Annotated in this window: 19 protein-coding genes and 1 pseudogene; 10 read left to right on the plus strand and 10 right to left on the minus strand. The window is 44.3% G+C overall.

Annotated elements, in window-relative coordinates:
- From RM049_RS18360 to RM049_RS18375, 4 genes and pseudogenes are all read left to right on the plus strand, one after another.
- Positions 1-251: pseudogene (locus RM049_RS18360) on the plus strand (hypothetical protein); the annotation flags it as partial.
- 103 nt (positions 252-354) lie between these two features.
- Positions 355-1,941, plus strand: a complete 1,587-nt coding sequence (locus tag RM049_RS18365) for a sugar ABC transporter ATP-binding protein (protein WP_322705175.1) — start codon at positions 355-357, stop codon at positions 1,939-1,941.
- Positions 1,922-2,869, plus strand: a complete 948-nt coding sequence (locus RM049_RS18370; RefSeq protein WP_322705176.1) for an ABC transporter permease — start codon at positions 1,922-1,924, stop codon at positions 2,867-2,869. Before RM049_RS18365 ends, RM049_RS18370 begins: the two co-directional genes overlap by 20 nt.
- 159 nt (positions 2,870-3,028) lie before the next feature.
- Positions 3,029-3,847, plus strand: a complete 819-nt coding sequence (locus tag RM049_RS18375; protein WP_322705177.1) for an ABC transporter permease — start codon at positions 3,029-3,031, stop codon at positions 3,845-3,847.
- A 422-nt stretch (positions 3,848-4,269) separates the two neighbouring features.
- Here RM049_RS18375 and RM049_RS18380 read toward each other — a convergent pair whose 3' ends face one another.
- The 7 genes from RM049_RS18380 to RM049_RS18410 form a co-directional block, all read right to left on the minus strand.
- Positions 4,270-7,392, minus strand: coding sequence for an efflux RND transporter permease subunit (locus RM049_RS18380; RefSeq protein WP_322705178.1), 3,123 nt, complete (start codon positions 7,390-7,392; stop codon positions 4,270-4,272).
- A 210-nt stretch (positions 7,393-7,602) separates the two neighbouring features.
- On the minus strand, positions 7,603-10,725 hold the full coding sequence (locus RM049_RS18385) for an efflux RND transporter permease subunit (protein WP_322705179.1): 3,123 nt from the start codon (positions 10,723-10,725) through the stop codon (positions 7,603-7,605).
- Positions 10,722-12,245 carry an efflux RND transporter periplasmic adaptor subunit gene (locus RM049_RS18390; protein WP_322705180.1) on the minus strand — a complete coding sequence of 508 codons (1,524 nt, stop codon included), beginning with the start codon at positions 12,243-12,245 and terminating at the stop codon, positions 10,722-10,724. The genes RM049_RS18385 and RM049_RS18390 overlap by 4 nt, the downstream gene beginning before the upstream one ends.
- Before the next feature lie 249 nt (positions 12,246-12,494).
- Entirely contained in the window at positions 12,495-13,481 is a 987-nt protein-coding gene (locus RM049_RS18395) for an RNA polymerase sigma factor, RpoD/SigA family (protein WP_322705181.1), read from the minus strand.
- A 20-nt stretch (positions 13,482-13,501) separates the two neighbouring features.
- Positions 13,502-14,410, minus strand: coding sequence for a hypothetical protein (locus RM049_RS18400; RefSeq protein WP_322675492.1), 909 nt, complete (start codon positions 14,408-14,410; stop codon positions 13,502-13,504).
- Between the two features lie 125 nt (positions 14,411-14,535).
- A complete protein-coding gene (locus RM049_RS18405; protein WP_322675493.1) occupies positions 14,536-15,816 on the minus strand; it encodes a S41 family peptidase in 1,281 nt (426 codons plus the stop codon).
- Between the two features lie 126 nt (positions 15,817-15,942).
- Positions 15,943-16,326 carry a hypothetical protein gene (locus RM049_RS18410; RefSeq protein ID WP_322705182.1) on the minus strand — a complete coding sequence of 128 codons (384 nt, stop codon included), beginning with the start codon at positions 16,324-16,326 and terminating at the stop codon, positions 15,943-15,945.
- Between the two features lie 612 nt (positions 16,327-16,938).
- On the opposite strand from RM049_RS18410, the gene RM049_RS18415 reads away from it, so the two are divergent.
- The 3 genes from RM049_RS18415 (at position 16,939) to RM049_RS18425 (ending at position 19,624) form a co-directional block, all read left to right on the plus strand.
- The gene (locus tag RM049_RS18415) at positions 16,939-18,195 is read left to right on the plus strand and encodes a sensor histidine kinase (RefSeq protein ID WP_322705184.1); all 1,257 of its coding nucleotides are present in this window, start codon (positions 16,939-16,941) and stop codon (positions 18,193-18,195) included.
- Positions 18,196-18,198: 3 nt separating this feature from the next.
- Positions 18,199-18,846 carry a response regulator transcription factor gene (locus RM049_RS18420; protein WP_322705185.1) on the plus strand — a complete coding sequence of 216 codons (648 nt, stop codon included), beginning with the start codon at positions 18,199-18,201 and terminating at the stop codon, positions 18,844-18,846.
- A 466-nt stretch (positions 18,847-19,312) separates the two neighbouring features.
- Positions 19,313-19,624: a hypothetical protein gene (locus RM049_RS18425; protein ID WP_322699527.1), complete on the plus strand. Its 312-nt coding sequence runs from the start codon at positions 19,313-19,315 to the stop codon at positions 19,622-19,624.
- Positions 19,625-19,677: 53 nt separating this feature from the next.
- Here the strand turns inward: RM049_RS18425 and RM049_RS18430 are convergent, their stop codons facing one another.
- Positions 19,678-20,067, minus strand: coding sequence for a hypothetical protein (locus tag RM049_RS18430; RefSeq protein WP_322682194.1), 390 nt, complete (start codon positions 20,065-20,067; stop codon positions 19,678-19,680).
- A 353-nt stretch (positions 20,068-20,420) separates the two neighbouring features.
- Between RM049_RS18430 and RM049_RS18435 the strand changes: the two genes are divergently transcribed.
- Both RM049_RS18435 and RM049_RS18440 read left to right on the plus strand, forming a co-directional pair.
- The gene (locus tag RM049_RS18435; RefSeq protein WP_322705186.1) at positions 20,421-22,946 is read left to right on the plus strand and encodes a sigma 54-interacting transcriptional regulator; all 2,526 of its coding nucleotides are present in this window, start codon (positions 20,421-20,423) and stop codon (positions 22,944-22,946) included.
- A 141-nt stretch (positions 22,947-23,087) separates the two neighbouring features.
- The gene (locus RM049_RS18440) at positions 23,088-23,426 is read left to right on the plus strand and encodes a hypothetical protein (protein ID WP_322675499.1); all 339 of its coding nucleotides are present in this window, start codon (positions 23,088-23,090) and stop codon (positions 23,424-23,426) included.
- Here the strand turns inward: RM049_RS18440 and RM049_RS18445 are convergent.
- Both RM049_RS18445 and RM049_RS18450 read right to left on the minus strand, forming a co-directional pair.
- Positions 23,412-23,711 carry a DUF4351 domain-containing protein gene (locus tag RM049_RS18445; protein ID WP_416212647.1) on the minus strand — a complete coding sequence of 100 codons (300 nt, stop codon included), beginning with the start codon at positions 23,709-23,711 and terminating at the stop codon, positions 23,412-23,414. The two genes, RM049_RS18440 and RM049_RS18445, sit on opposite strands and share 15 nt — an antisense overlap.
- Positions 23,712-23,723: 12 nt before the next feature.
- The gene (locus tag RM049_RS18450; protein ID WP_322705187.1) at positions 23,724-24,548 is read right to left on the minus strand and encodes an Rpn family recombination-promoting nuclease/putative transposase; all 825 of its coding nucleotides are present in this window, start codon (positions 24,546-24,548) and stop codon (positions 23,724-23,726) included.
- 342 nt (positions 24,549-24,890) lie between these two features.
- Here RM049_RS18450 and RM049_RS18455 point away from each other — a divergent pair.
- Positions 24,891-25,509 (plus strand): HEAT repeat domain-containing protein (locus RM049_RS18455; protein ID WP_322705188.1); only part of this gene is annotated, 619 nt, incomplete at its 3' end.

A 25,509-nucleotide genomic window follows, 5' to 3' on the forward strand; every position in this document is an offset into this window, starting at 1 on the left:
ACGACTTTGGAGTACCTCAACACGACTTTGGAGTACCTCAACACGACTTTGGAGTACCTCAAAACGACTTTCAAGTACCTCAAAACGACTTTGCAGTACCTCAAAACGACTTTCAAGTACCTCAAAACGACTTTCAAGTACCTCAAAACGACTTTGCAGTACCTCAAAACGACTTTTCAGTACCTCAAAACGACTTTCAAGTACTTGAACCGAGCAGTATTGGTTCTCACCCTAAAATAGAAAAAAGATAACTTGGAATTTTCCTGAGCTTCCACGATGGACAAAAAAGATTACTATAGTGCGAAGTGAAGGATCTCCACTATCAGCAATTAAGACAAAAACTAGGTAAAGCCGATGAATCAGGCAACTAGAAATGTCCTGTGCATGACGGGTATAAAAAAAAGTTTTTCCGGCGTGCCAGCACTCTGGGATGTGGATTTTGAACTGAAGGCAGGCGAGATTCATGCACTGGTTGGAGAGAATGGCGCTGGCAAATCGACGCTGATCAAGATGATGACGGGGGCTTATCGGCGGGACTCAGGTGTTATGGAGTACGACCAGAAAACCGTTGCATTCCAAAACCCGACTGAAGCGCAGGCGGCAGGCATTGTAGCCGTCTACCAAGAGATCCAGCTCGTGGATTTCCGAACTGTTGCTGAGAATATTTTTCTGGGCAGGGAGCCGCATCGCTTCGGCATCATTGACAGACGGGTGATGAATATTAAGGCCGCCGATATCCTGGAGCGCCTGGGGTTGTATATCGACCCGCACTCAGTGGTTGGTTCGCTGAATATTGCCCATCGCCAGATGGTAGCGATCGCCCGCGCTATATCCTTTGGGGCGCGGGTGCTGATCCTTGATGAACCCACGAGTTCGCTGACGGAAACTGAAGTTTCTGTGCTTTTTGATGTCATGCGGCGGCTAAAGTCGCAAGGGACATCTATCGTCTACGTCAGCCACCGTTTTGAAGAACTTTATGCCGTGTGCGATCGCGTGACGGTACTGCGTGATGGGCGCAATATCGTCACGCGATCGCTCTCTTCGCTGACTCGTCTGGAACTCGTTTGTTTTATGCTAGGTCGTAAACCCGAAGAGGTGAGCAAAGGAGTCACGGCGTTTGCAGGACACTCGCAAAACACGCTAAATCGGCCAGTGCTACTCCAAGCGGAAGCTCTCAAATATAAAAAACGGCTCAATGGTGTTTCCATTGAAATGCGGCATGGCGAAATCGTCGGGATTGCAGGTTTGCTCGGCTCTGGTCGTAGTGAAACAGTGCGTGCCCTATTCGGGGCTGAACCCCTTGAAAGTGGAACTGTAAAACTCGAAGGTAGTCTTTTATCTCTGCGCGATCCTCATGATGCGATCGATGCTGGAATCGCTTTCCTTTCCGAGGATCGCAAGGCAGACGGGATCATCCCTGAGCTTTCGGTGCGCGAAAACCTCACGCTTGCTGCACTACCGAACCTGACGCGATGGGGCATCGTTTCCAGAAAACAACAGAACAAGCTTGTAGAGCGTTTCATGCAGCGTCTTGATATCAAAGCCGCCAGCGCCGAGCAGAAGATCCACGAACTATCGGGCGGCAATCAGCAGAAGGTGCTTCTGGCGCGATGGCTGTGCAAGAATACAAAACTTCTTCTCCTCGATGAGCCAACTCGTGGTATTGATGTTGGTGCAAAGCGAGAGATCCAGCAGCTGATTGCCGAACTAGCACAGCAAGGGCTGGGAGTTCTGATGATTTCCTCGGAAGTGGAAGAATTAGTTGAAGGTTCGCAACGTGTCGTCGTCCTGCGTGACGGGCAGTCAATCGCGGAACTCAGTGGCGAACAGAAGAATATCAAGGCAATTCTGCACGCAATGGCGGAAGGCGCAGATCGTCAGGAAGTCGTCGGTGGACAATCCCAAACAGAGCAAAACCCAAATGAAGAGCAAGAAGTCTGATCTGGGTTGGGGAACCCTCTGGAACCCAAACTTCGGTGCATTTGCGGCACTTTTAATTCTCTATGTTGCAAACGCCATCTTCACTCCGCGTTTTGCAACAATTAGCAACACATTGAATATGTTGCTCCAAGTATCGACGACAATGTTGGTTGCCGTTGGTATGACCTTTGTCATTGCCTCCCGTGGCATCGACCTGACGGTTGGCTCTACTATGGCATTGGTTTCAGTCATTGTCGCATTGCTGATTAAGTATGGGATGACTGTTGCCATCTTGTTCGCTTTCAGCGCTGCTCTATTGGTTGGTTCGATCAATGGCTTTCTGATCTCACGTCTGAAACTTGATGCCTTGATCGTCACCTTGGCGGCTCTGATCTTATGGCGTGGGATTGCTCAGGTTATCGGGGACGGTAAGCTCGTTCCCTTTGTCAATCCGACATTTGAAGCACTGGGAAAAGGCTATCTCGGTTCTATACCAATTCAAGTTGTCATTGCGGCAGTAGCGATCGCGGCAGCTTTTTTCTGTATTCGCTCTACGCTTTTCGGCCGTCATATCGTTGCAGTTGGCGGCAATGAGGAGGCTGCACGGCTTGCGGGTATCCGTGCGGAGCGCGTGAAGTATATAGTCTATATCATTAGCGCCCTGCTTGCCGGGTTAGCCGGACTTATCGAGACAGCGAGGTTGGGTATGGGCGATCCGAGTAAGGTCGGTGTCAACGCAGAATTTGATGCGATCGCCGCCGTTGTTGTTGGCGGTACGCCCTTCTCCGGTGGCCGGGCAAATATCCTCGGCACTGTTGTCGGAGCCTTGCTCATGCAGGTGATTTCCACAAGTTTCAATATGCTGCTGATTCCCTTTACCTGGTCATTAGTTTTGAAATCCGTAATCATTCTTTTCGCCATTTTTTTGCAGCGTCCGAGGGAGGTTTAACGCGTTATGGCTGCTACAAAGTCTTTTGCGCTTACGGGTTTGCGGCGTTTTGCCAAGCTCCTCACCTCCCAGGGTGTGCTACTCATACTCCTTAGTTTGGCTGTTTTCGCATCCTTTCGTTATGAAACGTTCCTGACACCTGTTAATCTGATGAACATCATGCGACAGAATAGTATGCTGGCGATCGTGGCGCTAGGCATGACTGTCGTCATCTTGAGTGGAGGAATCGATCTGTCTGTGGGTTCCCTCGTTGCTCTAGGCGGTGTTGTTACAGCAATGCTTGCCGGACAAGGAAGCTTCGTAGCGATCGCCGCCGGCATTGCTAGTACCACGTTGCTGGGTGTGGTCAATGGTCTTCTCGTGTCTCGCGCACGGCTTCAGCCGTTCGTTGTTACCTTATTCACTGCCAGCGCTGCACGTGGACTGGCGTTGAGCATCACCGAGGAAAAGTCCATTGCCGTATCATCGGCAGCATCGGGATTTATTTGGCTGGGTAGGGGATTCATTGGTTGGGTTCCTGTACCCGTGCTGATAGTTGCACTCTTATATTTTGCAGCTTGGTTTATGCTGCACAGAAGCCGATTAGGTTTGCACATATTCGCTATTGGCAATAACGAGGAGGCTTCTCGGCTCATGGGCGTGAACCCAAACCAAGTAAAGCTGGCAGTCTACACATTTAGCGGGTTGCTTTCAGGGCTTGCTGGTATTATTCTCGCAGGCCGTCTAGGGGCGGGTCAGCCTGTCGCTGCCTTTGGCTGGGAAACAGATGCGATCGCCGCCACCGTTATGGGAGGAACGTTTCTCGCAGGGGGTCAAGGGAGCGTGTTTCCGACGCTAATCGGTGTACTTTTACTCGGAATGATGTACAACCTTTTAAATCTTGAGGGAACCATTACTCCTTGGTGGCAGCTCGTACTTCGTGGGGCCTTCTTACTTTTGGTCGTGCTTTTTCAGCAGCGTATTGTGCATAGAGGCTGAGTTTATTGAAGCGGAAGTTGTATAGTAGGGGGCAGGGGGCAGGGAGCAGGGGGCAGAGGGAGAAAGAGTTTGAGCCTTATTTATTTTTCTTCACACAGTTTGGTTTTATATTAGATTTATGTCCTAAACTACTTGGCGACAGCTATAGTTGTTCAGAGTTTCTGATACCAATTCACAAAAAATATGATATGGATGCAAAGCATAAAACCTATGCTAATTCTCACTTTTTTAATGCGTGAATTTTGAATTGGTATGACTCTGTTCAACGTTAAATAGAAAATAACAAATCAATATGTTGGAAATTGGTGAAACGACCTCACAAAATCGCGTTACTCGCTACGGGCAATTTCCTCGATTGCGATCAATGATTATTGACTCTAAGCGATCGCTTTACTCATGCTCGATTTTACGAAAAACTATCATTAACTTTTAACTGCTGGCAGATGCTTTTTTTCAACTTTCTTACTCTGCATACTCAGCTTTTTCCGCCATGTCTCCATATAAATGTAAAACACTGGAGTCAGATAGAGAGTTAATATCTGAGAGAACACCAGTCCACCAACAATTGCAATCCCCAAAGGACGACGCGCTTCTGAACCTACTCCTGTCCCCAGAGCAATGGGAAGTGTGCCAATTAAAGCTGCCATCGTCGTCATCATAATCGGACGGAAGCGAATCAAGCAAGCGGTATAAATGGCATCAAAGGAATTTTTTCCTTCTTTTCGTTGCGCTTCAATGGCAAAATCCACCAGCATAATCCCGTTTTTCTTGACGATACCCACTAACAGGATAATGCCGATAAAAGAGTAAAGATTTAAATCAACCTGGAAAATTAGCAGCGTCAATAATGCGCCAAAACCCGCCGAAGGCAAACCAGAAAGAATGGTGATTGGGTGAATAAAATCCTCATAGAGGATACCGAGAATGAGATAAATTACTAAAATAGAGACCAACAACAGCACGCCTAAATCGTTGAAGGACTGTTGAAAAGTTTGGGCTGAACCCTGAAAGCTGGGGGTAATTGTTGAGGGTAATAGCTCACTGGCTGCTTGCTTGATAGCATCTGTAGCCTGACTTAGAGACGTTCCTGGGAGGGTGTCAAAAGAGATAGTTGCAGAGGGGAGTTGAGCAACGTGAGTAACAGTGAGCGGGCCGACACTCTGGGTAATATTAGCGATCGCACTCAAAGGAACAAGTTTTCCAGTACTTGATTGCACATAGAGCATCGATAGGGCGCTAGGATCTCGTTGAAATTCCGGTTTTACTTCCAAGATTACATAAAATTGGTCATTTGGGGTATAAATAGTTGACACCTGGCTAGAACCATAAGCGGCGCTGAGAGTTTGTTCAACTTGTTGAGCGGTAATGCCAAGAGTTGCGGCTTTGTTGTGGTCAAATTTGACTTGGATTTGAGGAGTGCTGAGTTGTAAATCACTGTCAACGTTCTGGAGTCCTGGTAGGGTTTTGACCTTATCTACAAGTTTAGGAACGTATTGGCGCAGGTCTTGTAAATTCAAACTCTGCAATGTGAACTGATAAGTAGAATTGGTTTGTTGTCCGCCGATGGGAATAGCTGGCGGAGAACGGAGGAATGTCTTAACCCCAACTACACGTCTCAACTTAGGGGTTAACTCTTGAATGATTTGGTCAGCACTCAGTTTACGTTGAGAACGTGGCTTGAGCCGAATCGTAATTCGCCCGGAGTTCACCGAGGCATTCGGCCCACTTGCACCCACAATTGAGTCAACTGCTTCAATGTTAGGGTCTTGACGAATGATATCAACAACTTTTTGCTGATGACGGCGCATATCATCAAAAGAAATATCTTGCGCTCCTTTGGTGTTAGCCGTCAGTTGTCCGGTGTCTTCTGTAGGAATAAATCCTTTGGGAACGATGACGAATAGATAGACGGTCATTACCAGCAGAATACCAGAACCAATCAGTGTCATCAGGCGGTATTTTAAAACGGGTTTGAGCGTCCAATCATATCCCCGCAGTAGTAAATCAAATGCCCGTTCTGAGACTCGATACAGCAGATTTGGTCTTTGCTGATGCGAACGCAGAAAGCGACTGCATAACATAGGAGTGAGACTGAGGGAAACAAAACCCGAAACCAAAATTGCCACTGCGATCGTCACAGCAAATTCATGAAATAATTTCCCGATTATTCCACTCATGAACATGATCGGGATGAACACCGCCACTAGGGAAAGGGTCATTGACAAAATTGTGAAGCTGATTTCCCTCGATCCCTTCAATGCCGCGTTTAGCGGAGATTCGCCCATTTCCCGATAACGGACAATATTTTCTAACACAACGATCGCATCATCCACAACAAAGCCCACAGAGAGGGTCAACGCCATGAGTGAGAGGTTGTCTAAAGAAAAGCCCGACAGATACATTACAGCAAAAGTGCCAATAATCGCTACAGGTAGCGCCAAACTGGGAATTAGGGTAGCTGTTATGTCACGCAAGAATAAGAAAATAACTAAGACAACTAGACATACTGAGAGAACCAAGGTAAATTTCACATCGTTGACAGAGGCTCGGATAGTTTGGGAGCGATCGTACATAATCCCCATCTCAATAGATTTGGGAACTTGTTCGCGGAGTGTAGGTAAAAGTTCTTGGATGGCATCAACAATTTTTACAGTATTAGCTCCCGGTTGCGGCTGCACAGCGAGAACAACAGAATGGCGATTTGTTACTTTGCGATCGCTATACAAATTCGAGACTTTGACGTTTTGTTCGCTGTCAATTACCTGCCCCAAATCCTGAAGCCGCACGGGCGCACCATTCTTGTAAGTTACAATTAGCTGGCGATAGCTGGCAGCATCAGTAAGTTGACCGTTCGCCTGAATCGTATAACTTTTGTAAGTATCCGAGAGACTGCCGGTTGGTAAGTTGACATTTCCCTGTTGAATTGCAGTTTTCACCTGATTTAGACCAATTCCCCGCGATGCCAACTCTCGCGGGTCAAGTTGGACGCGGACTGCATATTGCTGTTGACCAAAAACCTGTACCTGAGCAACACCATCAATCATCGAAATTGGTTGACCAACTGTTACCTCTGCGTATTCATCAACTGTCGAGATTGGCTGTGTCTCCGAATACATATAGAGGAAGAGTATCGGTGAGACAGATGGGTTAACTTTGCGGTATGTAGGGGGGTGAGGCATTCCGGCGGGTAGTTGTCCGGCTGCTGCTGAGATAGCTGCTTGTACATCTTTGGCGGCATCTTCCACTCGGCGGCTAAAGTCAAATTGTAGGGAAATGTTGGTGCTGCCTGTGGAACTGGTGGAATTGAATGAATTGAGTCCGGCAATTTCGGTAAACTGTCTTTCTAGGGGTGCGGCGACTGAAGATGCCATTGTTTCTGGGGTAGCACCTGGGAGACTAGCGGAGACAGATATAAAAGGATATTCAACGTTGGGTAGGGCACTGATGGGTAACAGTAGATAACTCATGAGACCGAAGATGAGAATACCCATCATTACCAAAGTGGTCATGACTGGACGACGGATGAAAAGTTCTGAAAGGTTCATGAGTTTTGTTCTCCCAGAAATGTGATGGCGATGCGATCGCTTAGTACAGGTTTGCGTAAAATTATGGTGAATTGAGGGTTGAAATTTAAACGCAAAGGGGCGCAGAGGTAAGCGCAGAGGCACGCAGAGATTTCGCTATGAATTAATGAGATGTTGTACTTAGTCTGTGTTGTCTTTAATTTTGAGTTTTGAATTTTGAATTGTTAAATATCACGATCGCTCCCCTGTAAATGAGAACACCCGCCGAAACTTAACTTGATTGAGTTTCTTCCGCCACGATTCCATATATATATAGAACACGGGCGTTAAATACAAAGTCAATATCTGAGAAAACACCAGTCCACCCACAACTGCAATCCCTAAAGGACGGCGGGATTCTGAACCAGCCCCAAATCCGATCGCTATGGGTAAGGTTCCCATTAATGCTGCCATCGTCGTCATCATAATTGGACGGAAGCGCACTAAACAGGCTTGATAAATTGCCTCAGAGGGTTTTTTCAATTCTTCTCGCTGGGCTTCAATTGCAAAGTCCACCATCATAATGCCGTTTTTCTTCACAATGCCCACCAAGAGAATTATGCCGATGAAGGAATAAACATTGAGTTCGACATGGAATATTATCAGCGTTAACAATGCCCCAAAACCTGCTGAAGGCAAACCGGAAAGAATTGTAATTGGGTGAATGAAATCCTCATAGAGAATACCCAGGATGAGATAAATTACTAAGATGGCGATCGCTAACAGTAAACCCAAACTCGGCAGTGAACTTTGAAACACCTGGCTTGCGCCCTGAAAGCTGGTACTAATGCTCTTAGGAATCACTCGATCGATCAGTTCTGCAATTTTTTGGTTGGCATTTCCCAAGGACGCACCGGGAGCGAGGTTAAAGGAAATGGTGGCGGCGTTCATCCGACCGTTATGATTGACCATTAACGGGCTGACTCCCTGAGATAGTTTGGCGAATGTTTTCAGAGGAACTGCTACTCCTGTGCTGGAGTTAATGTATAAGGTCAACAGAGCATTGATATCTTGCTGATATTGGGGTGCTAATTCCAAAATCACCTGATACTCATTGGTTGCTGCATAGATGGTTGACACTTGGTAGGAACCGTAAGCACTTCTGAGGGTATTTTCGATTTGCTCGGCGGTGATCCCATAAGTTGAAGCTTTATCGCGGTCAATGTCAATTTGAATCTGGGAAGCAAACTGTAAATCGCTGTTGACATCCTGGAGTTCTGGCAAGTTCTTCATCTTCAGAACAAGTTGCGGAACATATTCCTGCAAGGGTTTGACATCAGAACTCTGAAGTGCAACCTGATAAAGTCCTGTGCTTTGTTGAGCGCCAATGGGTATCGCTGGCGGATTTTGCAAGAATACTTGGATGCCTGGAACAGTGGCGAGTTTGGTTCGTAAATTTTGCACGATTTCGTCAGCCCCTAGTTGGCGCTGCGATCGCGGTTTTAACCGAATAAACAAACTCCCGGAATTGGCTGCAACTGCTGCCCCACTGCCATTAGCACTCGCTCCCGCGCCAATATTGGAGTTGACTGCATCTACATTGGGATCTTCACGAATCAGGTTAGCAACTGTCTGCTGATGCTGGACAAGATTATCAAAGGATGCATCTTGGGCTGCTTGGGTAATACCTGTAATTTGTCCGGTATCTTCGCTAGGAATAAAGCCTTTGGGAACTATCACTAACAGCCCAACTGTCACCGCCAATAGAAAGGCAGATAAAATCATCGTGGTGCGGTGATATTTTAAGACTTTTTTGAGACTCCAATCGTACAAACCGAGGAAGCGATCGAAGACATATTCGGAAGCTTGATATAACCGACTTTGATTAGCATGGTCTACAGGACGCAGAAAACGGCTGCACAACATCGGTGTCAAAGTCAAAGACACAAAACCAGAGACGAGAATTGCCACTGCGATCGTCACAGCAAATTCATGAAATAATCGTCCCAGCACTTCACTCATGAACAACATGGGGATGAAGACTGCTACTAAGGAAAGTGTCATCGATAGGATGGTGAAACCAATTTCTCTCGACCCATTCAACGCTGCTTCTAGAGGACGTTCCCCCATTTCCATGTGACGGACGATATTTTCGAGCATGACGATCGCATCATCCACGACGAAACCCACTGAAAGGGTCAACGCCATCAGCGATAGGTTATCTAGTGAGTAGTGCAGCAAATACATCACCGCAAAAGTACCAATCAAGGAAACGGGTAATGCCAAACTGGGAATCACCGTCGCCGAGAGGTTCCGCAAAAAGATAAAAATTACTAAGATAACTAGAGCGATCGTCAGAATCAAAGTAAATCTGACATCATCTACTGAATCTCGAATTGATTGAGATGCATCATAGAGAATACCAATTTCCACGGATGCCGGAATTTGATCTCGCAAATCCGGGAGCAATTTCTTAATCGTGTCTACGACCTGCACCGTATTGGTTCCGGGCTGTCTTTGAATGGTGAGAATAATGGCGCGAGTATTATTGTACCAGCTTGCCACATTGTCATTTTCTACACTGTCAACAATCCTACCCAGTTGATTGAGATAGATGGGCATTCCATCTTTATAAGAGACAATCAGTTGGCGATAAGCAGCCGCATCCTCAAGTTGCCCGTTAGTTTGAACTGTAAAATTCTTGTGATTTCCTGAAAGACTACCAGTAGGCAAATTGACGTTACCTTGTTGAATCGCCGTCGCCACCTGATCTAGCCCAATTTGCCGCGCTGCCAATTGTTGCGGATCGAGTTGAATTCGAGCCGCATACTTTTGAGAACCATAGACGGCTACCTGTGCGACCCCATTAATTGTAGATAGCTTTTGCGCTAAATAAGTCTCGGCATAATTATCTACCTGGGAAAGCGGCAGAGTCGGAGAATCGAGGTAAAGGTAGAGAATCGGTTGGTCTGCGGGGTTAACTTTGCTATAGGTAGGAGGATTGGGTAAATCCGTGGCAATTTGTCCCGATGCTCCCGATATCGCGGCTTGCACATCCTGCGCCGCATCATCAATATTCCGACTCAGGTTAAATTGCAGGGTAATTTGAGTCTGTCCCAGAGTGCTAGTTGAGTTGAGCGAATCGAGTCCAGCAATACTGGAAAATTGCTTTTCTAGAGGACGGGCAACCGATGCTGCCATTGTTTCGGGGCTAGCTCCCGGTCGGGAAGCACTTACTTGAATTGTGGGATAATCTACACTTGGTAAATCGCTGATGGGCAGCAACCGATAACTCATGAAACCGAAGATTAAAATCGCCGCCATCACCAGAGTTGTCATGATCGGGCGGCGGATAAATGGTTCTGAGAGGTTCATGAATCACCTCCACCAGAGTTACGGGAATGATTTCTTCTTGGCTGATTCGAGTCATTGCCGCCTTGGGAATTGCCGGCTGTTTTAACGCGAACTTTGCTCCCGGAAACGAGATTCGCTTGACCATCGGTAACAATTTTATCGCCTGGTTGCGGCCCTTTCTGAATTACATCTAGCCCCTGAATGGTGCTGCTAACTGTAACTGGAACATTTTCCACCGTCATGTCTGGCTTAACTACAAAGACAAACTGGCCATCGGGGCCATTCTGCACGGCTTGGGAAGGAACAACCGTTGCATTTGGTTGTTCAGTCAGCGTTAGGGTTGCGTTGACAAATTGACCGGGAAATAAGTGTCCCTGAGTGTTATCAAAGTCGCCAATTAGTTGAATTGTCCCCGTAGTGTTATCGACCGTATTGTTGACAAATGTCAAAGCACCTGGTATCGCATGAGCTGGATTATCGGGGAAGGTCACATCTACCTTCAGCTTGCCATTCTGCATATACTTTTGTACCTGGGGCAGATTTGTTTCAGGAATGGAAAAAGCAACTTGAATCGGGCGAATTTGGGTGATGGTAACAAGTGGAGTGGTGCTGTTGGCTTGTACCACATTCCCCTGAGTTACCAGAATATTGCCAGCGCGACCATCAATCGGCGCATAAATTTTGGCGTAAGATAATTGCACTTTGGTATTTTCTAATGCTCCTTGGTCGGAAACGACAACAGCCTGAGCATTAGCGATCGCAGCTCGATCGCCCTGGACAACTGCGCCAGCATTAGTCAGCGCTACGCGATCGCTTTTCAAAACTGCCTCAGCATTAGCGATCGCTTCTCGATCTGCTTGTAGTGTTGCTGTCGCCGATTTGCTATTGGAAAGGTATTGCTGTGCTTGATCTAAACTAATCGCGCCTTTCTTATATAACGCACTATAGCGATCGCTCTGTCCCTGAGCAAATTCTGCTTGCGCTCGATCCTTGGCTAAATTCGCTTCGGCTTGTCGCACTAAAGCTTGGTCTTTGACTAAAGTGGCTCTGGCTTGGTCTACCTGACCCAAATCTCTAGTTAACGCATCTCTGGCTTGTTGTACTGAGGCTTGGTCTTTTGCTACAACACCTTGAGCTTGCTGAATTGCAGCAGCTTGCGATCGGTCATCTAGGGTAAACAAAAGTTGTCCCTTTTTTACATCTTGACCTTTCTTGAAATAAACTCCAACAATCCGTCCGCTAGCTTGGGGCGTAATCGATACTGTAGAACCCGCTTGCACATTACCGATCGCCTGCAATTGTATCGGAACCGTTTTTTGTGTCACCATTGCTACAGTTACAGGTGTAAGTTGTTGCTTATTACGCCCAGGTTTTTCACTTTTGTCTGACTTGGCTGCACCTGCATAGATGCCAAAAAAACCTAGTCCTGCCAGTAATAGCACGCCCAAAATTATCAAAGTAATTTTTTTCTTTTTTGGCGATCGCGGTAGCTCTGGTTGTATACTGTTCTCAGTCAAATCGTTAGAAATTTCATGGTTCATCAGAACCTCCAATGCATTTTAATTAATATTAAAAACCGTGAAATCCTTTACTACCTCAACTGCCGCCGATCCCGATTTCATTTGAGGCGGCACATCTAAATAATTCGTTTTTTCCGGTTTGCTCGATGTGCCTTGTCAAATCATGATGATTTTGTTTATTATAAATCAAACAAATCTATTTTTAAATACGTCTTAAGTAATCATATTTAAAATATTTCATTATTTTAAGGGATAATTTTTCACTTGCGTTTACTTATTATTTCTTAGCTGCCGATATAGAAGGTGGAGAGCTTGTTTTTCTATTTGTCTGACTCGTTCCCGACTAATACCCATGCGCTGACCAATCTGTTCTAGAGAAAGTTCATTTCCATCTATTAAACCAAAGTGTAAGTTTAATATTTCTTGTTGTTGTCTAGATAAACTTGACAATAAGTCTTCAAGTTCCTGATTGAGAGATTGCTCAGTAGTATAACCATTTTGAGAATATCTATAATCTTCGATTAAATCTTCTAACTTAACATCTTTTTCTGAACCAACTTGAAGATCGAGAGAGATAGTTTGACGAGCCAAAGTTAGATATTGTCGAATCTGATTAGGCTCCAAAGCAAGTGCATGAGCAATTTCCGTAGTGGTAGGAACGCGACCAAGTTTTTGAGATAACTCTCGCTGAACGCGCTTAATTTTGTTTAACTTATCATTAATGTGAATCGGTAATCTAATTGCGCGTCCTTGTTGAGCGATCGCTCTGGTAATTCCTTGACGAATCCACCAGTAAACGTAGGTTGAAAATCTGTATCCTAAAGCCGGATTGAATTTTTCAATCCCTCTTTCCAAACCTAAAGTACCTTCTTGAATTAAGTCCATCAGTTCTAAGTTCCGTCTCTGATATTGCTTGGCAATTGACACCACGAGCCGGAGATTAGATGCCATCATTTTCTGCTTGGCTTTTTTCCCTTGATTTAGGTTTTGAAGTAGTTCCTGTTCGCTTAACTGCATCCGAGCAGCCCATTCTGACAGTGTGGGGGTACGATTTAATTCAACAGTCAGTTTTTCGGATTCAGCAAGTATTTTTATCATTTGCTGAACTTGTTGGGCAAAAAAAACTTCTTGCTCTTGGGTTAACAGAGGTATCCGCCCAATTTCTTGAAGATAAACACGTACCGTATCAGTTGTAAATTGAGATGCTTTGCTTGTGTTAGCAGCTTTAGTATCTGGGAATGATGTTAAGTTACTCATTTTAAGTTAGCCTCTGCCGATTAGTTGGGGTATTTTTTATTGGGGAAAAAGTGTAAATAATGACTTGATGAACCATAGAGGTTTTTATAAAAGAACCAGGTATCAAGTACTAGTTCCAAAAGAGCAATCAATACCCAAATTGCTAATGAAACAATTACAGGTAGGCTGAGATCGGGAAATTTCCTTTGCAAATCGATAATGCCAAATAGCAGCAAAAATACCAGCGAAACTCCTAGAAGAAATGACAGCTTGACAATTGCGAGAATGAACCGACTCATTTCTAGGATGCGATTGTAAAGCCGGGAAAATCTCTCTAGTATTTCTTCCATGTTATTGATGACAAGTAAAATTTGTTGTTGGTGCAGATGGGTAGCTAAGGAGCATTGTTGCTGCACTTGCGTCAATTCATGTTCATTCTTGAAATCATCTAAAAGCTTGTCCCAAGGTAAGACCTGAGAGCTAGTTGACCAAATTGGGAAATCCTTTAAATGTAAGGGAACTAAATAGTTAATCAGAGCGATCAGAGTTTGATCGAAATTACTGAGTTCGGGGGGAAGAGACTGAGTTAGACGAATCAGTTGGTCAATCTGAATCTGGAGTGTATAGTAGTCCTCATATCTCCTTTGAGCGATCAACTGACTAGTAAAGGTGAGAAAAACAATTAACACTCCCAATAAAGCAGCTAGAGACTGGGAAACAGCAGAAAAGAATTCAATCGCTACCTGTTTAGGTACTGTCAGCCAAGGGGCGTTTTCCCGCATAGCAAAAACCAAGGTGGCAACAAATACAAACCCAACGATCGCTAGCTGATGGTGGGTAACAATAGCTATGATTGTCCGCACTAAAGGAGTGTTGCTGAGTTGAACCAGGATTTGCAGACCTGGGACTGGTTCGCAAATTTGAAGTCGTTGGGCTTTGCGGGTTGACATGATAGAAAGATACAGTTCCTAGCTTGTTAAAGTAAGGCAGGAGGCAAATAGCGCAGCGTTAACGAGTCTGCAAGTAGGTAGGTGGTCACTTCAACTACGCTCAGTGACCACTTACCATGCCGGCTTCATTTCCCACGCTGCAAACTCACATGATTAGCCCCAGACTGAATCAATTTGCTCAGGTCAGCAACAGCGCTAGCATACTGAGGATCGGCTAATGTTCCCAAGGTTCGGTTTTGCACTAAGGCTTTCTGTTGTGCCTCGGTTAATGCCACGTTAATATCTGGGGCAATGCCAACATGATTGATATCTCGGCCTTTCGGTGTGTAGTATTTAGCGATCGTTAATTTCAGCCCCGAACCATCTTCTAGTGGCTCTACGGCTTGAACTAAACCTTTACCGAAGGTGCGAGTTCCTACTAAGGTGGCGCGATTGTCGTCTTGTAGCGCTCCCGATAGAATTTCGCTGGCGCTAGCAGATCCCTTATCAACCAGTATCACTAAGGGTTTGTCGGTGAGAGGATGTCCCGATGCATCGTAGCTTTCTTTCACTTGGTCTCGATTTACCAAAGACACGATCGCTCCTTGCTTCAACCACATACTAGCAATTTGCAAACTCGCATCCAGCAGTCCACCTGGATCGGAACGCAAATCTAAAACGTAGCCCTGTACCTGTTGTTTTTCTAATGCTTGAATTGCCCGATGCATCTCTACGGGCGCAGTTTGCGTAAACTCTGGCAAACGAATGTAACCAATCTTGCCTGCTGCTGTTGTTTGCGTGTTATAAGTTACAGGATGGATAGCAATATTGGCGCGGGTAAGTTTGAAAGTTTGCGATTGATTGCCCCGTTGAATCATGAGTACTACCTTGGTTCCCACTGGCCCGAGAATCCGCTTCACGGCATCGTCAATTTTCATCCCCTGAGTTTTTTGACCGTTAATTTGGACAATTACATCGTCCGGCAAAATACCCGCTTTAAATGCAGGGGTTCCTTGAATTGGGGCAACAACGGTTAAAGCTTTAGTTTTTTCATTCTGTGCCAGTTCCAGCCCTACGCCACTGAGGTTGCCAGAAATATCGTTATTTAAGGCTTTAAATTCTTGCGGGTCAAAAAATTCGGTGTAGCGATCGCCTAATTTCGCCACCATTTCTTCAATTGCTCCATAAGCCTCTTTCTTAGAACTATAGGAACGGCTAATATACTGCTGACGAATTGCTTGCCAATCTTGATGATTAAAGCTGACATCAACATAGTTTTTATCTAAGATTTGCCACACCTCATCCACCAGTTTTTGAGAGCTAGGTTGTGGTTTACCTAGAGCTTTGGAAGTGTAGAGACTAGTTCCTACAAAGATTGTGGCTATAACAGCCAGTTCTATCTTGACGAGCAATTTTTGTTTAAACATACTTTAATTATTGAAGAATAATCCAGAATCCAGAATGCAATTAATGAAAAGCTGAATACCATAAGTCGCAGATAATTCCTTCTGAATTCTGAATTCTGACTCCTGAATTCTGTTTTGATCGAACTACTAGGAATTCTCTTGAGATTTTCCTTTACGGTGGGGATAGGCAGTCTTAAAAATATCCTGAATTTTAGTCTTTTGTTCAGCAGTAAGATTTAGGCTGAACACTGCTTTACGCATTTTTTCACCTTTTTGTAATTTCGTTGACAATTCCTTTACCTGATCTGGGGTCAGAACGGCCTCAACTTGCTTGCGAATTTCTTCGCGTTTGTGAGCGCGTTCTGGCGTATTCGCTGCCGCAGAGTTTGTCGTAGAAGTATTAGATACCTTTGTGCCAGAATCATTCCCTTGAGACACATCTGGAGATTTAGAACTGGTGCAACCTGTCATTCCTCCAATGAGGATAGTTGCAAGTAGCAGGGTTGGTAAAATTATCTGTTTTTTAATCATTTATTTCTCTGATTTTTGTTGTGTGTAATAGAACTGTTCTGACTCAATTTCCGTTTATGACTGTTTAGCTCGACTTTATCCATTTTTATGAAACCCAAAACCTGACACTGAAACCTTTGTGGGACGGTAGTTTTACTTTTTAGATTTAACCGATAATCAGTGACATGGAAAAAGTTTTTGCCAAAAAGCTAGGGTTTTTGCCGTATCAAGATAAGCAAGTTCTTAATTTTGGATAAAGTCGAGTGTTTAGAAGATGTTTGAAAAGTTGCTGATTTACTTACACCAGCTAATCTTAAAAGTTGGCACGAGTTTGCACATGAGCTAGAATTCCTAACTTGACCAGTAAAAAAGTACTCAAATTATTGTGACTTTTTTCCTAATTTAGAAATAATTAATTAGTCGGAACGGCTCTATCGATAGTAGAGACAGATTCGTTATATAGAAGAATGGGTACTAGGTGCTAGGGACTGGGTACTGGGTACTGGGGAAGAAATTATGAGTAAGATTTGGTTGGAGTCTGAATTCCGATTCAAATCTTCCCAATCCCCAGTCCCTAGTCCCTAATCCCCAGTCCACAGTTCAATATTTCCCTCTAAAATAGTGAAAATACCTATGGTTTTGTTACAAAGACCATTGAGTTGGAATTCTATGGTTAGCTTGACCTACCCATCTTTTCGTCTGTTGCTTTATCTAGAGTGGCTGTTATTAGCCACGGCAGTGTTCATGGAAGTTCTGCTGCCGTTTCAGTTGTCCTGGTCTTTGCCGCTAGGAGTTATGGCGATCGCAACTTTCAGCTTGATGGGTTTGAGACTACCAATGGTGAAGCTGGAAAGCAAATTAATTTATACAGTCCTGGAATTCAGTTTAATTTTGCTACCAGCCACTCAACATACTTTATCGACTCGCTCCGTTTTCCTGCTGTGTCTGGTATTGGTGATGCGGAGTTGTCTCATATTTAAGCGATCGGGACAGTTGGTCGTCTTAATTTTATCTCTGCTTACTTATGGAACACTACTTTTATCAAAACCGATTGTACCTGAGAATTTTCTGCCAGATAAGCTGATCCTCATGTCCTGGGATTGGCGATTAAGTAATATATTATTGTTTAGCTTAACGTTAGTATTCGCTTTATTGTTAATTAACGCCCTGCTTGCAGAGCGCCAAAGTCGAGAGCAGTTAGAAATTGCCCATCAGCAATTAGAAATCATCAATCAACAACTGTGCCAGTATGCCCTGCGGATTGAAGATCAGGCAACCTTGCAAGAACGCAACCGAATTGCCCGCGAAATTCATGATGGCTTAGGACACACTCTCGCCGCCCAAACCATTCAGATTAATAACACTCTGTTGTTTTGGCAATCAAATAATGACAAAGCATTAACATTTCTCAAACAGGCGAAAGAACTGGGGGCTGAAGCACTCTTAGAAATTCGGCGATCGCTTTCGGTTTTGCGTTCAAATCCTTTGCAAGGGCAATCTCTCAAATCAGCTATTGAAAAACTGCTGATAGATTTTCAGCAAACCACAAGTATTGAACCATCCTGTAAAATCGATCTCCCGCACACCCTACCAACAGAAGTAAACACGGCTTTATTCCGCATTGTGCAAGAATCGCTGACAAATATTTGCAAACACGCTGAGGCAACAAGTGTCACCGTTAAACTTCTGGCTCACGCTGGGATGATTCATCTGTCAATCGAAGATAATGGAAAAGGTTTTAACCCCACTCAAAATACAACCGGGTTTGGATTACAAGGGATGCGAGAACGATCGGTTGCACTGGGTGGCCAGTTAAATCTCCACAGTCAATTAGGAACAGGTTGCTGTATTTCTGTTTCTTTGCCACTCTCAAAGCTGTTGGTGTTTTAGCTTATGATTCGGATTTTATTAGTTGACGATCAGCATCTGATTCGCCAAGGACTTAAGAGTATGCTTGAGTCGAATGCAGAGATGCAGGTAATTGGTGAGGCAGAAAATGGGCAACGGGCACTCGAACAGATTGCCGCATTGAAACCCGATATTGTACTAATGGATATCCGAATGCCTGTAATGGATGGAGTTGCCACCACAAAAGCGATCGCTCAACAATATCCTGAAATTAAAGTTCTCGTCCTCACCACCTTCGATGATGATGAGTATGTTTTCCAGGCGATGCGGCTGGGTGCAAAGGGCTATTTGCTCAAGGACACCGAACCAGATGAATTAATGTTGGCAATTCGATCCGTCTACAAAGGACAAACCCTACTCGGCCCGGGATTATTTGAGAAAGCCCTCACGCCGATTACCGCACCTGTCCCGTCTGTGCAAACTCCTCCAGAATTAGCGCAACTCACAGCCAGAGAATTAGATGTATTGCGGTTAATTGCTTGTGGAGCCAATAACCGAGAAATTGCTGAATCGCTGTTTCTTTCAGAAAACACTGTTAAAAATTATGTTACTAATATTCTCAGTCGGTTGAGTTTACGCGATCGCACTCAAGCCGCTTTGTTTGCCCATTCGTTGTTTAGTGGACTGAAGTAGAGTCTACTTGGGCAAGGGATATATCGTTTACTAAAAAGACAAATAGCTGAGAAACGCAATTGAGAAGGCGTTATATCATGTCAAAGCCATGACTGAAGATTAGCTGTATCTCTGATTGCGTTAGAACTTTGGCGCGTCCGTGCCGATTTATTTTCATCGCTAGACTGTAGACCCTGCGATCCACAGCCTACAACGATTTGACACTTGATCGCGTGGAAACATTGTCTGTATTTGCGGATCAATTGTACTGCGACGGCAAAATGCTTGACTCTATCTACAATCCACGTTCATTTTCCGCAGTGTGCATAAATTGATTTCATTACCCCGATATAAGAAGTAGAAGCAAGGCTTATGTCCTCGCTAATACAAAACCCCGACTTTATTAAGGTGATTTATGTCTGCTGTGATAACTGCCACACAATCAAAAATTTGTCAACGCGTAAGTTCTAGAATAGAGAAAGATGTTATGAATTTTTCAAAACGTTTCTCAACACCTTTAGTATTTTTCTTTTTGACATTTAGCGCATTACCTGCTTTAGCTGATAATTGTTCAGTAGCCGATCGAGTCCCATTGCCACCATGTGTTCAAGCAGATTATGTTGATAATGGAGCTGTTCTAACTAATCGCTGTCCTTATACAGTTACTATAAAAGTTGATATAGCTAACGGTAGCGATCAACGGGTAAATGTTCCTAGCAACGGAGGAAGAAGAGTAGTCAGTACTACAGGAAGGTTTAATTTGAAATGCTGTCCCAAATATAACAAATGTAGGGGGTAGTAGTGGGATTTTGTAAAAAAGTGGACAAAGAGACAACGGGCGACCACCGGGTGTCACCGCCAATAGTTGTAAGCTAAAAGTAAGCTAAAAGCAGCCTCTATCAATACTTTCAGCAATTTGACCCCGTAGCACCCCCGCGTAGCACGGGTTTTTTTTTGGTGGTTGGATGCGATCGCAGGAAATAAACCAATTACGATTGGACAGGGATACAGTACGATAGCTTGGATTCCAGAAGATTCTGGAAGTTGGGCACTACCTTTGAGGCATGAGCGAATCACCAGTTGGGACAGTCCGATTGAGAAAGCAGTTGGACAACTGAAAAAAGTATGCGAGCTAATGCCTTCTAGACCGATTTCTGTTTGGGACAGTGAATATGGTTGTGCCCCGTTTATCCTGAAAACATCTGAGATTGCCACAGATAATAAGAGTACGGTTGCGTTCAAATCTGTGTTTATGGGGTGCACCACCAGCTTATAAAGGTTCGGGTCGTCCTCGAAAACATGGTGCAAAATTTAAACTAAATGAAGCCTCTACATGGGGCGAAGCAGCATCTGTCTTGGAAGTAAATGACCCGAAATTGGGACGAGTTAAAGTCAGTTCGTAGCCCCGCCTGCAAAGAGGGGCTGGGGGTGGGGTGCAGTGATTATGGAAATCATAACTAATTACCCGGACATAATATTAGACAATAAGTCTATTGCACATTGTATATTAATGCACAACCACTGAATATAGATATTTTGACATACCCTTTCAGGGATAATTCTTGTTATACAGCAGCCTACAGGGAGAACTAAATATGACATCTCCAGAAACGGTTACATGGCTACAAAAACGCACGTCTTTAGGAATTCTCTCGCCTGAAGTATTAAATGCGATCGCTCAAGTAATTGAAGAACGAGTTGTACCAGGCGAAACTGACTTAGTTAGTGAAGGCAATTCTCCAGAAGCCCTTTATATTCTTGTAGAAGGTCAACTCGAAAGCAATACCACCAATCAAAACAACCCAGCTTTAGCTTGTGGATTTCTCCCCGGTGCAGTGATTGAACTCAAAGAATTGCTGTTGGATGAATCAACTCCATTCACAATTACGACAGTAACCGAATGTCACTTGTGGGTTGTACCTGCTGCTAAATTTCGGGAATTAGTCACTCAATACCCCGAAATTACTCAGGCTTTTTCGCGTCAATTGGCTCAAGAATTAGCTCAGGTAACATCTGCACTTGGCTATGAACAAGAACGTTCTATTGCCTTGCGCCCATATTTAGTTACCAAAGCCCAACGCGGAATTGTCGGTACAAGTCGCTATGCTGTGCGGTTGCGGGAGCAAATTCGAGAAGCAGCTGCCGATCGCAAATCAGTAGATATTTTCGGAGAACCGGGGTTAGAAAAAGACAATATAGCAGCTCTCATCCACTTTGGTTCTCCCAAACGGCGAGAACCAATTATTAAAGTAAATTGTGGTATTCTCCAAACTAGCGGTGCAGATTTATTTGGTCGCGCTGGCGGCAAACCAGGGCTGTTGGAATGGTTGGGAGAAGGTACTCTAGTTCTCAACAATATCCAAGAATTGCCCGAAGAATTATTACCTGCGGTGACGGAGTTGCTCAAAACTGGTAAATATACCCCCGTCAGTCGTTCTGGAGATTCAACACCCGAACCTCGTCCCAGTCAAGCCAGAATTCTGATTGTTTCAGAAAAAACTCAGCCGACAGTTGAACGTTTTGTTGGTCACATTATTAAAGTGCCACCGCTACGGGTGCGGAAAGCTGATATTCAGACACAGGTCGAATATTATACCAGTCTTTATACACGCTCTAGAGGGATTTCTAAACCGCACATTACCCCAGAAGCTTTGCGTCGCCTCCAGTCTTATGATTTTCCTGGCAATCTCAGGGAATTGAAAAATCTGGTAGAAAGAGCGATTGCCCAAGCTGAGGGTGCAAATGAATTAACAGAAGAAATTTTCTGGCAAGCCGAAACTAAGAAAAAACGATTTCGGGTAAATCTGTTAAATGCCTATCCTAATTTGCGGCGATTTTTACGTAGTGACTGGTGGCCCGATCGCATTAATTATGGTTTTACTGCAACGGCTTTTGCGATTATTGTGGCAATATTATTTATTGGGCCGCAAACCCGCGATCGCAATTTCGTCTTAAATCTATTTTGGGCTTGGTGGTGGCCTTTCTTCTTGTTTCTCTTTCCCTTTTTGGGTCGTATTTGGTGTTCTGTTTGTCCCTTCATGATTTATGGAGAAATCACCCAAAAGCTCTCTTTATGGCTGTGGCCTCGAAAACTCAAGCGCTGGCCGAGAGAACAAGCTGAAAAATGGGGCGGATGGTTCCTCTTTGGTTTATTTACCCTAATTTTCTTATGGGAAGAACTCTGGCATTTAGAAAATACAGCTTACCTCAGCGCTTGTTTGCTGCTATTAATTACTGCTGGGGCGATGATTTTCTCGGCTATTTTTGAGCGGCGGTTTTGGTGTCGCTATCTCTGTCCCATCGGCGGGATGAATGGTTTATTTGCCAAACTCTCAATGACGGAACTCCGCGCCCAGCAAGGGATATGTTCTGCCAGTTGCACCACGTATCAGTGTTATAAAGGCGGGCCGCAAAAGGGCGAAGGTATGGAAACGAATGGATGTCCTTTATACTCACATCCAGCCCAATTAGAAGATAACCGAGATTGCGTACTGTGCATGACTTGCCTGAAAGCTTGTCCCCATCGCTCTGTTGAGTTCAACTTGCGTCCCCCTGGAATTGAATTGTGGACAACTCATGTACCCCGTACTTATGAAGTAGCATTATTGTTATTGCTGTTGGGTGGTATATATTTACATCGCTTGCCAGAATTGCAATCTTGGTTAGGCTTACAACTGGATTTAACTGATTTTTGGCAGCACTTGGGATTATCACTGCTAGTGTTAATTATTCCAGCAGCTTTTACCTTTGGCGCTTATAGCTTGTTCCAACTGTTCAACGCTAACCGTAAGCCTCGAAAATTTGTAGAGCTTGCATATAGCTATCTCCCATTAGTTTTAGGGGGAAACTTAGCTCACTATCTGCGTTTGGGCTTAAGCGAAGGCGGACGGATTTTACCCGTAACCTTTGCGACACTTGGTTTGAGTGGCGAACAATTGCCAATATTGGTTGCTCACCCGGCTGTGATTGCCTTTTTGCAAGGTGCAACAATAATTTTCTCCGTGTTAATGACTATGGTATTAACACAAAAAATTGCCAAGCAATCAGTGCGATCGCTCATACTGCAACACCTAGCAGCGATCGCTTTGGGAGTTAGTATGTGGGCAATTATCGTCTTTTGAGCTTTACATCTTCCACCAGGCGGTTTTTAATCGCCTGGGCTAGGTGGAAAATGTGAGTTAAGAACATTCTTCCCTACGAACGTGATAGAAAATACTTATAGGATTTATGATTTTTGACTCATAGTGTAAGGATTACAGATAATGCACGTTATAAAAAGAGCGATCAAACCTGCAACTTATATATCATTCCTCCACATCTACCAAACGACTTGGGGGACTGCTGGTGATATTTGTTTAATCCGTGAATCTGTAGCTAATGATAGTACAGCGAAGTTTATCGGGCACAAAATCCAATTAGTAGTTCCAAAAGGGCTAGAGCGCGATCGCATTGCCAACTGTCCAATAATTAAAGTTGCAGGTAATGTCGGCGACGGACATCCAAAAGAACACCCATTGGAATGGGAGGCTTATGAAGGTGTAAGTGAAGAAATAGCTTTAGCGGCTCTCAAACCTTGGGGCTTCAAGTTAATTGAACTCTAATGTATCAAACCAGGCTTCTAAATCCGCGTAGTTTACCGCCGTAGGCATCGCCTGAAAATCCAATAATGCTTCACCGAGATTTTCTAATTGTTCTAAAGAGAGAGTTTCAATCCGGTCTAGCACCTCTTGGGGTAATTCTCCCACCCGTCGAGTAAGTTGACGGAGAATGAGCAATTGCCCTTCTGCCTTTCGTCCTCTTAGTTCACCTCGTTGTTCTCCTCGCTGTTCACCTCGTTGTTCACCTTCAGCGAGAATTTCTTGATAAATCACTGACTCGCGCATCATAATTTATAGTTCTTACTCTAATGTATTAAACCAGGCTTCTAAATCCGCGATCGCCTGAAAATCCAACAATGCTTCACCGAGATTTTCTAATTGTTCTAAAGAGAGAGTTTCAATCCGGTCTAACACCTCTTGGGGTAATTGTCCCACCCGTCGAGTCAGCAGACGGAGAATCAGCGCTCGTTCTCGTTGTTCGCCGCGTTGTTCGCCTTCAGCGAGAATTTCTTGATAAATCACTGACTCGCGCATCATACCCTCCCGAAATAATTGTCGAATCAAGTCTTGATTGTATTTTAACCCCGCTAAGATTTGGGTATAAGCGGAAATTTCTGGTCGTTGTCTTGGCTCAAGTTGATTAACTTTGCTCACAACTTGTTGCAACAAAGCTTGGGGTTGCGTGGTTGCTGTCAGTGGTGCTAACGGTAACAAAGCAGGATCGTTGAGGAATGGTTCGGGATTTTCTTCCCATAAGCGAATCACGCGATATTCATGACGGGTAGTTTCGACACAGAAGACAGTTTCAATTACTGTTCCTGGTGCAGGGGGAAGCAATAATACGACAACTTGCGTTATTGGTAGACGATATAAACGATACAAGCGTACCCAATAATCTAGCATCCGCAAGGGTAGGGGTGGCGTAGATTCTAGTTTGGTTTGAAATTCCAGATGGAGAATGCGTCCTTGTAGTTGTAAGAATGTGACATAATCAGCGCGAATTGGTTCAATACTCAATTCGGTTTTGAGAACTGTGACGGAAGTTTGCGGTGTTCCTAATACCCAACTGGCAAAGGTAGCAGGATGTTTTTCGGACAGGAGTTTGCAGAGGTTATCAAAAGACATTAGCGATCGCTAACAATTAAACGAGGTATTGTTATTATCTCGTGCAGTGGTTTGAGTAGGCGATGTCTACGATGGGCTATTCGGCGTCGCACCATCGCTCAAGGAAGCTCATTATTATACTTTGGGCGTATCTTTTTAAATTCCTGTACCTGTAATAATTACATTAATATTCCATTTCTAGCTAGGTTGAGTTATCAGACGATAAAAAGATAACTGTAACGGTTCCTGATTGACTAGTAAAAAACTTAACTCCCTTCTCTTTCCCTACTAAAAAAAGGGCAGAAAGAGCCTTTATATCTAAAAAAATTACGAATTACGAATTACGAATTACGAATTATACAAATGTATTTGCACATAATTAAAAAGCGATCGTCGCCCTTTTTCCTTTTTCCCTTTATCCTGCTGTTGACTCTCTTCCTCGCCCTACCTTGGGTGAGTGCGAAAGAACAGCCTAAGCCCAAGCCAGAAGCGTGGCAAATTAACGGTATCGTTGCTGCCCTTGATGATGGATATGACGGAGTAAAGAAAATCGCTTTTGATAAATTCAATGAATATGATCTAAAAAATTTGAAAGCGGTGATTCAGAAACCAGAGGATATTGCTCATAAATTTTTCAAAATCCTCAAGGATAAATCCGTTGATAAAGATGTTCGTTCCAGTGCAGCAGAGGCATTGGGAAATCTGGGGGAGGCAGCTAAACCCTACGTCAAAGACATCCTCGACTTCCTCAAGGATAAATCCGTTGATAAAGATGTTCGTTCCAGTGCAGCAGAGGCATTGGGAAATCTGGGGGAGGCAGCTAAACCCTACGTCAAAGACATCGCTGACATCCTCAAGGATAAAACCGTTGATAAATATGTTCGTTCCGATGCAGCATCGGCATTGGGAAATCTGGGGGAGGCTGCCAAACCCTACGTCAAAGACATCGCTGACATCCTCAAGGATAAAACCGTTGATAAAT

This window comes from Nostoc sp. DedQUE04, from assembly GCF_034530995.1.
Taxonomy (GTDB): domain Bacteria; phylum Cyanobacteriota; class Cyanobacteriia; order Cyanobacteriales; family Nostocaceae; genus Nostoc.

Excerpts from the sequence above, each read along its gene's own strand:
- RM049_RS18365 (WP_322705175.1), top strand. The coding sequence starts at position 355 with ATGAATCAGGCAACTAGAAATGTCCTGTGCATGACGGGTATAAAAAAA.
- RM049_RS18370 (WP_322705176.1), top strand. The coding sequence starts at position 1,922 with ATGAAGAGCAAGAAGTCTGATCTGGGTTGGGGAACCCTCTGGAACCCA.
- RM049_RS18375 (WP_322705177.1), top strand. The coding sequence starts at position 3,029 with ATGCGACAGAATAGTATGCTGGCGATCGTGGCGCTAGGCATGACTGTC.
- RM049_RS18380 (WP_322705178.1), bottom strand. The coding sequence starts at position 7,392 with ATGAACCTTTCAGAACTTTTCATCCGTCGTCCAGTCATGACCACTTTG.
- RM049_RS18385 (WP_322705179.1), bottom strand. The coding sequence starts at position 10,725 with ATGAACCTCTCAGAACCATTTATCCGCCGCCCGATCATGACAACTCTG.
- RM049_RS18390 (WP_322705180.1), bottom strand. The coding sequence starts at position 12,245 with ATGAACCATGAAATTTCTAACGATTTGACTGAGAACAGTATACAACCA.
- RM049_RS18395 (WP_322705181.1), bottom strand. The coding sequence starts at position 13,481 with ATGAGTAACTTAACATCATTCCCAGATACTAAAGCTGCTAACACAAGC.
- RM049_RS18400 (WP_322675492.1), bottom strand. The coding sequence starts at position 14,410 with ATGTCAACCCGCAAAGCCCAACGACTTCAAATTTGCGAACCAGTCCCA.
- RM049_RS18405 (WP_322675493.1), bottom strand. The coding sequence starts at position 15,816 with ATGTTTAAACAAAAATTGCTCGTCAAGATAGAACTGGCTGTTATAGCC.
- RM049_RS18410 (WP_322705182.1), bottom strand. The coding sequence starts at position 16,326 with ATGATTAAAAAACAGATAATTTTACCAACCCTGCTACTTGCAACTATC.
- RM049_RS18415 (WP_322705184.1), top strand. The coding sequence starts at position 16,939 with ATGGTTTTGTTACAAAGACCATTGAGTTGGAATTCTATGGTTAGCTTG.
- RM049_RS18420 (WP_322705185.1), top strand. The coding sequence starts at position 18,199 with ATGATTCGGATTTTATTAGTTGACGATCAGCATCTGATTCGCCAAGGA.
- RM049_RS18425 (WP_322699527.1), top strand. The coding sequence starts at position 19,313 with ATGAATTTTTCAAAACGTTTCTCAACACCTTTAGTATTTTTCTTTTTG.
- RM049_RS18435 (WP_322705186.1), top strand. The coding sequence starts at position 20,421 with ATGACATCTCCAGAAACGGTTACATGGCTACAAAAACGCACGTCTTTA.
- RM049_RS18440 (WP_322675499.1), top strand. The coding sequence starts at position 23,088 with ATGCACGTTATAAAAAGAGCGATCAAACCTGCAACTTATATATCATTC.
- RM049_RS18445 (WP_416212647.1), bottom strand. The coding sequence starts at position 23,711 with ATGATGCGCGAGTCAGTGATTTATCAAGAAATTCTCGCTGAAGGTGAA.
- RM049_RS18450 (WP_322705187.1), bottom strand. The coding sequence starts at position 24,548 with ATGTCTTTTGATAACCTCTGCAAACTCCTGTCCGAAAAACATCCTGCT.